Below are 11,773 nucleotides of genomic sequence, written 5' to 3' on the forward strand. Positions count from 1 at the left end.
CCGCCGCGCCGAGGGCACCGGCACCAGCACCAGCTCCCCCGCCCCGGGCCCGGCCCCGCCCGCCCCGTCGCGGAACCCGTCGCGGAACCCGTCCCGGGACCCGCCACGCGGCCCGCCGCCGGCCCCGGTGCCCCGGAGCACCGCCGCCGCCAGGGCCGCGCCCAACGGGCCCGCCAAGGGCAGCGCCCCGCGTTCCTTGTGGGCCAGCAGGACTGCCCGTACGGCCCCCTCGTACCGTGCCCCCGCGTGCACACCGGGCAGCCCGATCGGGCCCGCCCGCCGCGCCGCGGGACGCACCGGCCCCGCACCGGCCCCGCTCAGCGCCTCCCGGCAGCGCGGGCACAGCACGGCCCGCGCCGCCCCGCAGCCCGCGCAGTCACCCGGCAGCACCAGCCCGGCCAGCTCCTGCCACCACCCCCGCATGCCTCCACCCTGCCCGGCGTCCACCGGCCGCGCGACCCCTGTGGACAACCGCCCGGCGCAGGCCCCCGGCCCGGACGGACCCTGCGGACCGGCCGGCCCCGGGCTCAGCCCGGGTAGACCGGGGCCTTGCCGCCCGCCGCCACCGTGCGCCACTGCGCCCCCGGCGGCAGCCACACGATCCCGTCCTCACCGGAGAAGGCCACCACCGGCTTCGATTCGTCGTCGGCCGCCGCGATCGCGGTCAGCCCGGTGGCCCCGGGCAGCCCCGCGGCGACCATGGAACCGTCGGCCAGCATGTACCGGGCCTGGTCGACCCCGCCGCTCTCGCGGCCCACCACCAGCAGCCGGCCCCGCGGCGCCCAGCTCATCGCCGTGACCTCCGCCATCTGCGGGGCCGCGGGCCGCAGCTCCCGCACCGACAGCCGCGAGGTGTCGCCCTTGCCCTCGGGCCGCTCGATCCGCCCGATGAACAGGTTCTTGCGGCCGCCCTCCTTCTCCACGAGCAGCGCGATGCGCACCCCGTCCGAGGAGGCCTTCAGCGCGCTGATCCGCCCGCCGTCCAGCCCGGCGACATCCACCTTCTGCGGGGTCCCGGTCCCGCCCGGGATCCGGTACAGACCCTGGGTCTGCGGATCGAGGTCCGCGACCCACAGGTCGCCCTGGGCGTCCCAGCTGGGCGGGGTCAGCTTGCCGGTCTTGCTGGTCAGCAGCGGCTGCGGCATCTGCCCGGCCGTCGTCAGCGTCACCACGTACAGCCCGTGCCCGTCGTCGGAGACGACCGCGGCCCGCTTCTCGTCGTACGCGATCGCCGCCGAGCCCACCTTGAAGCCGGCGGCCGTCGCCAGCGGCCCCGGCGCCACCTCCGGCTTGTCCTGCTGCTGCTCGTCGGCGTTGGCGTTGAGGACCATCCGGACCAGCTTGGAGTCCTTGTCCACGTAGTACTGGTGCTCCGGCGGCGCCGGACGGCCGGCGATGGACGCGGCGGCCACGCCCGTCACCCAGCACAGCGAGGACTTGCCGTCGGAACGCAGCAGTTCGACCCGGTCCAGCCGGGAGGCCGTCAGGTCCCGCACCGTGTACAGGAGTTGCGTGGCCATCTTCTGGCACTGCGGCTGCCCGACGTTGCCGCCCTTCTCGTTGAGCGGCACGCGCAGGGTGTTCTGGCCGTCGTAGGAAAGGGACTTGGTGCCCTCGCGCAGCGCCGTACCACTGGGGAAGGCGGTGGAGACGACCGGGCCGAGCCACTTCGAGGGCCCGTCCAGCAGCGACTGCACGGTCTGCGTGGTCGGGTCCATCCGGGAGTCGGGATCGCTGCGCTGACGCACGTACACCGGATCGGCGACGAGCGTGCCGCCCGCGAAGTAGTACTTGTTCACCGGCTTGTAGATGCGCTGGAAGTCGGACTCGCTGAGCACCAGGCTGCTGGGCGGCGTCGAGATCCGCCACTGCTTGTTGACCTGGACCAGCTGCAGGAACTCCTCGTAGCGCTTGCCGCCGGTCTCCGGCTGGTACGCGCTGCGCTCGTCGACGGTCGCGAGCTTCTTGCCGGTGACCTTCCAGCGGGGCGAATCGGGGTCCTTCTCGCCCTCGACGCGCACCCGGTCGAGGCCGGCGGAGAGCACGGTGACGGCCGAGCCCGGCCGCCAGTCCTTCGCGGCGTCCTCGGTGAGGTACTTGCGGGCGGTGGCCAGCTGCGGGTCGTCGCTGGTCATGGCCTCCAGGAAGCCGTCGACGATGTCGGCGGGGCTGGCCTTGTCGGCCGGCGGCGCGCCGAAGACCCGCACCTGCGAATCGACGCCCTGCGAGGCCTCCACCCGGCGGATCTCGCCGTGGTCGGGCATGGACGCGCAGCCCGCCAGCAGCAGCCCGGCGGCCCCGAGGAGGGCGGCGGCCCGCACGCCCGCGGAGCCCGTGCGCCGCGTGCCCCGCACCCGGCCCCCGCGCTCCGCGCGCCCCGCACCCCGTACGTACGACGACGCGCGCTCAGCGTCCTCCACCGGATCCATCCTCCTGTGCTGCTCCGTGGTCGGCGGGCCTGGACACGACCCGGGCGCCGTTGCCGGGCAGCGCCGTCGGGTCGGCGGGCACCGGCTGGGCGGTGGTGACGGCCGGCCGCGGCGGGATCGGCGAACGGCCGTCCCGCTCGCCGGCCGCGGGACGGGCACCCGGCCCGCCGGACCCGTTGCCGCGCCCGGCGGCCTCGGCCGCGGCCCGCGCCCGGTTGCTCCGGGAGTCCTCGGGCTCCAGCGGGATCGGCGAACCGCGCAGCGGTTCGTCGGCGGTGCGCGGCAGGGTGAGGCGGAACTGCGAGCCGCCGCCGGGCTCGCCCCAGGCCTGGAGCCAGCCGCCGTGCAGCCGGGCGTCCTCGACGGCGATGGACAGGCCCAGGCCCGTACCGCCGGTCGTGCGCGCCCGCGCCGGGTCGGCGCGCCAGAACCGGTTGAAGACACGGGTGGCCTCGCCGGGCTTGAGCCCGACGCCGTAGTCGCGGACGGCCACCGCCACGGCCCCGCCCGCCGAGGCGAGCCGGACGATCACGTCACGGCCCTCGCCGTGCTCGACGGCGTTGACGACCAGGTTGCGCAGCACTCGCTCCACCCGCCGCGCGTCGGCCTCGGCTATCACCGGCTGGGTGTCGCCGAGGACCCGGATCCGGGTCCCCTTGTGCTCGGCGAGCGGTTCGGCGCCGTCGATGACCCGGCGTACGACGTCCCGCAGGTCGATGGGCTCCGCCTCCAGCGCGGCGGCTCCCGCGTCGAACCGGCTGATCTCCAGCAGGTCGGCGAGGAGGGACTCGAAGCGGTCGAGCTGCCCCGCGAGGAGCTCCGCGGACCGGGCGGTGACCGGGTCGAAGTCGGCGCGGGCGTCGTGGATGACGTCGGCGGCCATCCGGACCGTCGTCAGCGGGGTGCGCAGCTCGTGGGAGACGTCCGAGACGAAGCGGCGCTGCAGCCGGGACAGGTCCTCCAGCTGCTGGATCTTGAGCTGGAGGTTCTGGGCCATCTTGTTGAAGGCTTCGCCCAGACGGGCGATGTCGTCCTCGCCGGTGACCTTCATCCGTTCCTGGAGCCGCCCGGCCGAGAGCCGCTCGGCGATCCCGGCGGCCATCCGGACGGGGGTCACGACCTGGCGTACGACGAGCCAGGCGATCGCGCCGAGCAGTACGACCACGAACACGCCGGCGGTGGCGAAGGTGACCTTGACCAGGTTGAGGGATTCCTCCTCCTGGGTGAGCGGGAACAGGTAGTACAGGTCGTACGGGTCCCCGTTGATGTCGGTCAGCCGCTTGCCGACGACCAGCGCCGGCTCCGGCGCCTTGTCCCCGGTGCCCGCGGTGTACCGGATCTGCCAGAAGGTCTTGAAGGTCCCGGTGCCGTGGTTGACGGACCTGCGCAGCGCCGACGGGACGCTCGCGGTCGGGTCGACGTTGCCGGAGGCGCGGGCGCCCTTGACGCCCTGCGCGCCGGCCGCCTGCTCACCGGTGCCCGCGCCGAGCGCGACCACCTCGAAGGCGGTCTGACCGCCACTGGCGAGCTGCTTGACCAGCGCGTTCATCCAGGTGCTGGCGTCCTGGCCGACCTTGTTGTCGGTGGTTTCGGCCCCGTCGGCCACGGACGGTGTGTTGGCCTTCTCCTGCGCGACCGCGAACCCGCCCGCGGCCTGGCTCTGCGCGGCCTCCTCCTTGGCGTCGAGGAGACCCTTGCTGACCTGCGCGATGACCACGAAGCCCAGCGCCAGGACCACGGCGAGCGACATCAGCAGCGTCGCCGCGACCACCCTCAGCTGGATGTTGCGGCGCCACAGGCGGACAGCCGGAAGCAGCGGCCGGCGGACGAGACGTCCGAACAACCGCAGCAGGGGGCCGCCGGGCGCTCCCTCCTGGAGCAGCCGGCCGCCCCTCAGGACTCCCCGTCGGGGGCCGCCCCGGGGCGTGCCGGGCTGCACGTCAGCTCGGTCCTGCCTTGTAGCCCACACCGCGGACCGTCACGACGATCTCGGGGCGCTCCGGATCCTTCTCGACCTTGGAGCGCAGCCGCTGTACGTGCACGTTGACCAGGCGGGTGTCCGCCGCGTGCCGGTAGCCCCAGACCTGCTCCAGCAGCACCTCGCGGGTGAACACCTGCCAGGGCTTGCGCGCGAGGGCGACCAGCAGGTCGAACTCCAGCGGGGTCAGGGCGATCGAGGTGCCGTCGCGCTTGACCGAGTGCCCGGCCACGTCGATGACCAGGTCACCGATGACCAGCTGCTCGGGCGCGGGCTCCTCCGACCGGCGCAGGCGGGCCCGGATGCGGGCGACCAGCTCCTTCGGCTTGAACGGCTTGACGATGTAGTCGTCGGCCCCGGACTCCAGGCCCACCACCACGTCCACCGTGTCGCTCTTCGCCGTGAGCATGACGATCGGCACACCCGATTCGGCCCGGATCAGCCTGCAGACCTCTATGCCGTCCCGTCCGGGCAGCATGAGGTCGAGCAGCACCAGATCCGGCTTCGCCTCCCGGAAGGCAGCCAGTGCCTTGTCGCCGTCCGCTACGAACGACGGCTCAAAACCTTCTCCACGCAGCACAATGCCGAGCATCTCGGCCAGCGCGGTGTCGTCGTCGACGACAAGGACTCGTCCCTTCATGCTTGACATCATCCCATTAGCTAATCGTTACCTGGCGGTGAGCTGTCCCACAGCCAAAAGGGCTGGAAATCGCCCCTCGGACCTGCGTGGTGATCAGGACGACCAGTCTGCCCCGGATCCACGCGACAATTGAAGGGCGGGCTGCCCGGGAACCCGGGGGTACGGCCGGTTCGTTCCGTGATCCCCGTGGCACGATGGCAGCCGACCAGCGCGCCGGCCGCGGCAGGTGCACGTGAAGGAGCGACGATGAACGACTCTCCGGGCTGGGCCACGCCCGGATCCCCGTCCGACGGACAGGGCCCCGAAGGCGACCGGCCCGCCGCGCCGCCCGCCGCGCCGACCGCCGCCGACGCCAAGTGGTCCGCCACCCAGCCGCCGCCCGGCCAGTGGTCGAGCCCGGCCGAGGGCAACACCCCGCCCGCGGCCCCGGCGCCGCAGCCGCAGACCGGCTGGGGATCGTACGGCTCCGGACCGCAGCAGCAGCCGGGCACGCCCCACGGCTCCCCGTACGCCCACCCCGGCGGCTGGGGCGGCCCGCCGGCCGCCGCCAAGCCCGGCGTCATCCCGCTGCGCCCCCTGGGCCTCGGCGAGATCCTCGACGGCGCCGTGAGCACGCTGCGCGGCCACTGGCGCCCCGTCCTCGCCATCAGCCTGGTCGTCGCCGCCCTGTCCGAGATCGCGCTGCTGTTCGTCCAGCGCGCCACCATGGGCAGCGCCGTGATCACCACCGACCGGACGCCGAGCGCCGCCGAGACGAGCAAGCTCCTCGGCGACACCGCCCTCCTGTACGGCACCGAGTACTACCTGGAGATCCTCGGGCTGTTCCTGGTCACTGCCGTGCTCGCGCCCGTCGTCAGCCACGCCGTCCTCGGCCGGCCCTCCACGCTCCCCGCCACCCTGCGGGCCGTCCGCCCGCTGGCCCCGCGCCTGGCCGGCCTCGTCGCCCTCCTGCTGCTGGGCGCCCTCGCCGCCGCCGTCCTGCCGGTACTGCCCGGCATCCTCGCGGGCAGCGCCGGGCTGGCGGTCCTGGGCGTCCCCGTCGCCATGGTGCTCCTGGCCTGGTTCTACGTGACCTTCGTCCTGGCGCCGCCCGCGCTGATGCTGGAACGCGGCTCGGTCACCGACGCCCTCAAGCGCTCCGCCAAGCTGGTCCGCGGCTCGTGGTGGCGGATCTTCGGCATCAGCCTGCTGACCTGGCTGCTCCGGGCGATCACCTCCGCGATCATCGTCATGCCGTTCGCGGCCGTCGCCCTGTTCCTGGCCCCCGGCGGCCTCGGCTCCCTGCTCGACGGCTCCGCGACCATGGGCTGGACCTTCCTGATCATCACCGCGATCGGATCGGTCGTCGCCGCCACCGTCACCCTGCCGATGCAGACGGGTGTCACCACCCTCCTCTACGTCGACCAGCGCATCCGCCGCGAGGCCCTGGACCTGGAACTCGCCCGGGCCGCCGGCCAGGACGGCGGCGGACCGGTCACCGGGGGCTGACGCACTGATGAGCACGGGGGGACTCATCGTCACGGGCGCGGCGGCCCTGCTGCCGCGCGACGGGACACCACCACTGACGACGACGCGCGAGGCTGCCCGCGAGGCGGCCGAACACGAGCTGTCCAAGCCCATGTACCACCAGGACGACCCGGGGCTCCTCCAGCGCGCCCTGGACCGCTTCTGGGAGTGGATAGGCGAGTTCCTCGACCGCGCCTCCGGAGCCACTCCGGGCGGCGGACTCGGCCTCCTCGCCGTCGTCCTCCTCGTCGTCCTGGCCCTCGCCGCCCTGTGGTGGCGCCTGGGCACCCCCCGCCGCACCGCCACCGGCGCCGACACCCTCTTCGACGACGGCCCGCGCACCGCCGCCGACCACCGCGCGGCCGCGGAGGCCCACGCCGCCGCCGGCCGCTGGACCGAGGCCGTCCAGGAACGCATGCGCGCCGTCGTCCGCTCCCTGGAGGAACGCACCCTCCTCGACCCCCGCCCCGGCCGCACCGCCGACGAGGCCGCCGCCGAAGCCGCCGCGTCCCTCCCCGGCCACGCCGCGGACCTGCGCGCGGCGGCCCGCGCCTTCGACGACGTCACCTACGGCGGCCGCTCCGGCGACCCCGACACCTACGCCCGCCTGCGCGACCTCGACCTCACCCTGACCCGCACGAAGCCCCTCCTGACGGGCCCCACCCCATGACGCCCACCCCACCCGACGACACCACCGACGGCACCGCGCCCGCCCGGGGCGCCACGACGCCCGCCCCTTCGGGCACCACCTCCGGCACCGGGCGACCCCAGGACACCGCACCGCCCGCCCCTACGGGCACCACCGCCGGCACCGGGCGACCCCGGCACACCGCCGGGCCCTCCCTTCCGGGCACCGATGACGGAACGGGCGGCACGCACCCCGGCGGCCCCGGCCACCCCGCCGCCCGGCCCACCACCCGGCCCGGCCAGGGCACGGGCACCGGCGCCACCTCCACCGCCCTCACCCGCGCCCAGCTCTGGACCCGGGCCCGCGGCTTCCTCCTCGCGGCCGGCATCCTGCTCACCGCCGCCGTCGCCCTCGCCGGCCTCCAGGCGGGCGACCACCACGGCCGGCTCGACCCGCGCTCCGCCGACCCCGACGGCAGCCGCGCGCTCGCCCAGCTCCTCAAGGAGCGCGGCGTCACCACCCGGGTGGTCACCAACGCCGCGGAGGCCGCGACGGCCGCCGGCCCCGGCACCACCCTCCTCGTCGCCGACCCCGACCTGCTCGGCGAGCCCCAACGGCGCGCCGTCCGCTCGGCCATCGACCTCTCCGGCGGCCGCACCGTCCTCGTCTCCCCCGGCAGCCCGAGCCTCCCGGACCTGGCCCCCGCCGCCCGCGCCAACGGCTTCGCCCACCAGCGCGACCTCGACCCGGGCAACCCCGCCTGCGCCCTCCCCGCCGCCACCGCCGGCCGGGCCGGCACCGGCGACGGCCTCCGCTACACCACCGACCTCCCCGGGGCCACCGCCTGCTACCCCAGTGGCGGCCACCCCACCCTGCTCGTACTCCCCAGCACCACCAAGGGCGGCGACACCGTCCTCCTCGGCTCCGAGACCTTCCTGCTCAACAAGCGCCTCGCCGACGAGGGCAACGCCTCCCTCGCCCTCCAGCTCCTCGGCTCCCGCCCGGAACTCGTCTGGTACCTGCCCACCCCCGCGGACATGTCCGCCGACCCCGGCACCGGCGCCGAGGACACCTCCCTCCTCGGCCTCGTCCCGGCCGGCTGGACCTGGGCCCTGCTCCAGCTGTTCACCGCCGCGGCCCTCGCCGCCCTGTGGCGGGCCCGCAGACTCGGCCCCCTCGTCACCGAGAACCTTCCGGTCGCGATCCGCGCCTCCGAGGCCACCGAGGGCCGCGCCCGCCTCTACCGCAGGGCCGACGCCCGCGACCGCGCCGCGGCCGTGCTGCGCGCCGCCGCCCGCGAACGCCTCGCCCCACTGGTCGGCGTACCGGCCCCGCAGGCCCACGACCCCGCGACCCTGGTCCCCGCCGTATCGGCCCGCCTCACCGCCGACGCACGCCCGTACGACCCGGCCACCCTCCTCTTCGGCACCACCCCCGCCGACGACGCGGCACTCGTCGCGCTCGCCGACCACCTCGACGCCCTCGAAAGAGAGGTCCGCACCTCATGACGGCCACCACGGACAGCGCCCGTTCCTCCCTGGAAGCGCTCCGCACCGAGATCGCCAAGGCCGTGGTCGGCCAGGACTCCGCCGTCACCGGTCTCGTCGTCGCCCTCCTGTGCCGGGGCCACGTCCTCCTCGAAGGCGTCCCCGGCGTCGCCAAGACCCTCCTGGTCCGCGCCCTCGCCGCCTCCCTCGAACTCGACACCAAGCGCGTCCAGTTCACCCCCGACCTGATGCCGACCGACGTCACCGGCTCCCTCGTCTACGACGCCCGGACCGCCGAGTTCTCCTTCCAGGACGGCCCGGTCTTCACCAACCTCCTGCTCGCCGACGAGATCAACCGCACACCCCCCAAGACCCAGTCCTCGCTCCTCGAAGCGATGGAGGAACGCCAGGTCACCGTCGACGGCACCCCCCGGAAGCTCCCCGAGCCGTTCCTCGTCGCCGCCACCATGAACCCCGTCGAGTACGAGGGCACCTACCCCCTCCCCGAGGCCCAACTCGACCGCTTCCTCCTCAAGCTGACGGTCCCGCTGCCCTCCCGCGAGGACGAGATCGGCGTCCTGACCCGGCACGCCGCCGGCTTCGACCCGCGCGACCTGCACGCCGCCGGCATCCGCCCGGTCGCCGGCCCCCGCGACCTCGAAGCCGCCCGCAAGGCCGTCGAGGAGACCACCGTCTCCCCCGAGATCACCGCCTACGTCGTCGACGTCTGCCGCGCCACCCGCGAATCGCCCTCCCTCACCCTCGGCGTCTCCCCGCGCGGCGCGACCGCCCTGCTGGCCACCGCCCGCGCCTGGGCCTGGCTCACCGGCCGCGACTACGTCACCCCCGACGACGTGAAGGCCCTCGCCCTCCCCACCCTGCGCCACCGCGTGCAGCTCCGCCCCGAGGCCGAGATGGAGGGCGTCACCTGCGACAGCGTCATCTCGGCGATCCTCGCCCGCGTCCCGGTCCCCCGCTGATGGCCCTCACCGGACGCGCCGCCCTGCTGGCGGCCCTCGGCAGCATCCCCGTCGGACTCCTCGAACCGAGCTGGACCGGCCTCCTCGCGGTCAACGGCTCCCTCGCCCTGGCCTGCGCCGTCGACTACGCCCTGGCGGCCCCCGTACGCACCCTGAAGCCGACCCGCTCGGGCGCCGCCTCGGTCCGCCTCGGCGAGCCGGCCGACGTACACCTCACCCTCACCAACCCGGGCACCCGCACGCTGCGCGCAGACGTCCGCGACGCCTGGCCACCGAGCAGCTGGCCCTCCGGCACCGAGGCCGCCGCCTCCCGCCACTCCCTGGCCGTCCCCGCGGGGGACCGCCGACGTCTGACCACCCGCCTGCGCCCCACCCGGCGCGGCGACCGCCGGGCGGACCGCGTCACGATCCGCTCGTACGGTCCGCTCCGCCTGCTCGCCCGCCAGGGCTCGCACACCGTCCCCTGGACGGTGCGGGTCCTGCCCCCCTTCACGAGCCGCAAGCACCTCCCGTCCCGCCTCGCCCGCCTGCGCGAACTGGACGGCCGCACCAGCGTCCTCACCCGTGGTGAGGGCACCGAGTTCGACAGCCTCCGCGACTACGTCCCCGGTGACGACACCCGCTCCATCGACTGGCGGGCCACCGCCCGCCGGAACACGGTCGCCGTCCGCACCTGGCGCCCGGAACGCGACCGGCACATCCTGATCTGCCTGGACACCGGCCGCACCGCCGCGGGCCGCGTCGGCGACGCCCCCCGCCTGGACTCCTCGATGGACGCGGCCCTGCTGCTGGCCGCCCTGGCCACCCGCGCCGGCGACCGCGTCGACCTGCTGGCCCACGACCGGCGTACGCGCGCCCAGATCCAGGGCCGTTCGGCCGCCGACACCCTCCCGGCCTTCGTGAACGCGATGGCCGGCCTGGAACCGGCACTGGTCGAGACGGATTCCCGGGCGCTGGTCTCCACGATCCTGCGCAGCGCCCCGCGCCGTTCCCTGGTGGTCCTGCTGACCGGCCTGGACGCGGCCCCGATCGAGGAGGGCCTGCTCCCGCACCTCCCCCGCCTCACCCAGCGGCACACGGTCGTCCTGGCCTCCGTGGCGGACCCGCACATCGCGGAGATGGCCGCCTCCCGCGGCTCCCTGGACGCCGTCTACGAGGCCGCCGCGGCCACCCAGACCCAGTCCCAGCGGCTGCGCACGGCCGAGCAGCTCTCCCGCCACGGCGTCCACGTCGTCGACGCCACCCCGGACACCCTGGCCCCCGCCCTGGCCGACACCTACCTCTCCCTCAAGGCCGCCGGCCGGCTCTGACGAAACGACACGGTCAGCGGTCCAGGTCGAAGACCGCCACGCCCAGCCCCTCGTACGCCTTCGCCTCGACCGTCGCGACCAGCGCACCCGCCCCCCAGTCGGGTAGGTGACCCACGGCATGTACCGCCGCGGCAATGCCCAGGGGTACACCGCCCCGGCTCAGCCGGCCCGCAGCCAGGGCCGCCGGGTAGTCGAGGTCAACGGTGTGGATGACATCGAGCTGACCGACGTGCTCTGCGGTCCCCGCACGTTGCAGATCTGCTTCCAGGATCGACAGCGTCGGCGCCCACAAACACGTATCGGCGTCCAGGTAGGCCCTGTGGATCAGGGCGGAGATCTGTCGATGGCCCGACAGGGCGAGCAAGGACGGCGTGTCCAGGACGAGGTGGTGTCGGATCATGCAGCAGCACCTTGGGCACCTGGTTGCTGAGCGAAGGCATCACGGATCTTGCGCCCCATCGCCTCGCTCTCCTCGTCGGTCACTTCCACGCCGAAGTGCTCGGCCATGTAGCCACGGGCACGGTCCGCCCGCTCGCGCCGCTCTTCAGCGGTCAGCGTGGTTTCCGCGAACTCCTGGACCAGGGCACGGATGGACGTCCCACGGGACTCGGCGATGACCGAGAGGCGATCTCTCACCTCGGCCGGGACACGGATCATGGCATCAGACATGACCAAAGTATACGGCGCGTATACAGGATGACGCCCCCCTGAACGCAGAAAAGCCCCGCACCATAAGGTGCGGGGCTTTCCCACAATGATTGTTCGGCGGCGTCCTACTCTCCCACAGGGTCCCCCCTGCAGTACCATCGGCGCTG

The 11,773-nt window shown here is 74.5% G+C and carries 10 protein-coding genes and 1 pseudogene; 5 read left to right on the plus strand and 6 right to left on the minus strand.

What is annotated here, in order from left to right; translation table 11 throughout:
- From ACEPPI_RS37660 to mtrA, 4 genes and pseudogenes are all read right to left on the minus strand, one after another.
- A pseudogene (locus ACEPPI_RS37660) lies at positions 1-423 on the minus strand (ComF family protein); the annotation flags it as partial.
- Positions 424-527: 104 nt separating this feature from the next.
- Positions 528-2,420, minus strand: coding sequence for an LpqB family beta-propeller domain-containing protein (locus tag ACEPPI_RS37665; RefSeq protein ID WP_373919767.1), 1,893 nt, complete (start codon positions 2,418-2,420; stop codon positions 528-530).
- Positions 2,407-4,368: an MtrAB system histidine kinase MtrB gene (gene mtrB, locus ACEPPI_RS37670; RefSeq protein ID WP_373919768.1), complete on the minus strand. Its 1,962-nt coding sequence runs from the start codon at positions 4,366-4,368 to the stop codon at positions 2,407-2,409. The genes ACEPPI_RS37665 and mtrB overlap by 14 nt, the downstream gene beginning before the upstream one ends.
- Position 4,369: 1 nt before the next feature.
- Positions 4,370-5,059, minus strand: coding sequence for a two-component system response regulator MtrA (gene mtrA, locus ACEPPI_RS37675; protein WP_356224172.1), 690 nt, complete (start codon positions 5,057-5,059; stop codon positions 4,370-4,372).
- Positions 5,060-5,293: 234 nt separating this feature from the next.
- On the opposite strand from mtrA, the gene ACEPPI_RS37680 reads away from it, so the two are divergent.
- The 5 genes from ACEPPI_RS37680 to ACEPPI_RS37700 are packed head-to-tail and all read left to right on the plus strand — an operon-like array spanning position 5,294 to position 10,958.
- Positions 5,294-6,535, plus strand: a complete 1,242-nt coding sequence (locus tag ACEPPI_RS37680; protein ID WP_373919769.1) for a hypothetical protein — start codon at positions 5,294-5,296, stop codon at positions 6,533-6,535.
- 4 nt (positions 6,536-6,539) lie between these two features.
- On the plus strand, positions 6,540-7,223 hold the full coding sequence (locus ACEPPI_RS37685; protein ID WP_373919775.1) for a DUF4129 domain-containing protein: 684 nt from the start codon (positions 6,540-6,542) through the stop codon (positions 7,221-7,223).
- Positions 7,220-8,689, plus strand: a complete 1,470-nt coding sequence (locus ACEPPI_RS37690) for a DUF4350 domain-containing protein (RefSeq protein WP_373919770.1) — start codon at positions 7,220-7,222, stop codon at positions 8,687-8,689. The genes ACEPPI_RS37685 and ACEPPI_RS37690 overlap by 4 nt, the downstream gene beginning before the upstream one ends.
- The gene (locus ACEPPI_RS37695) at positions 8,686-9,648 is read left to right on the plus strand and encodes an AAA family ATPase (protein ID WP_373919771.1); all 963 of its coding nucleotides are present in this window, start codon (positions 8,686-8,688) and stop codon (positions 9,646-9,648) included. Before ACEPPI_RS37690 ends, ACEPPI_RS37695 begins: the two co-directional genes overlap by 4 nt.
- The gene (locus ACEPPI_RS37700) at positions 9,648-10,958 is read left to right on the plus strand and encodes a DUF58 domain-containing protein (RefSeq protein ID WP_373919772.1); all 1,311 of its coding nucleotides are present in this window, start codon (positions 9,648-9,650) and stop codon (positions 10,956-10,958) included. Before ACEPPI_RS37695 ends, ACEPPI_RS37700 begins: the two co-directional genes overlap by 1 nt.
- Positions 10,959-10,971: 13 nt before the next feature.
- Here the strand turns inward: ACEPPI_RS37700 and ACEPPI_RS37705 are convergent, their stop codons facing one another.
- Entirely contained in the window at positions 10,972-11,358 is a 387-nt protein-coding gene (locus ACEPPI_RS37705) for a hypothetical protein (RefSeq protein WP_373919773.1), read from the minus strand.
- Positions 11,355-11,627, minus strand: coding sequence for a hypothetical protein (locus ACEPPI_RS37710; protein ID WP_373919774.1), 273 nt, complete (start codon positions 11,625-11,627; stop codon positions 11,355-11,357). The genes ACEPPI_RS37705 and ACEPPI_RS37710 overlap by 4 nt, the downstream gene beginning before the upstream one ends.
- Between the last annotated feature and the right edge of the window lie 146 nt (positions 11,628-11,773).

The sequence above is a fragment of the Streptomyces sp. AB3(2024) genome (assembly GCF_041862025.1).
In the GTDB taxonomy this organism is placed as follows: domain Bacteria; phylum Actinomycetota; class Actinomycetes; order Streptomycetales; family Streptomycetaceae; genus Streptomyces.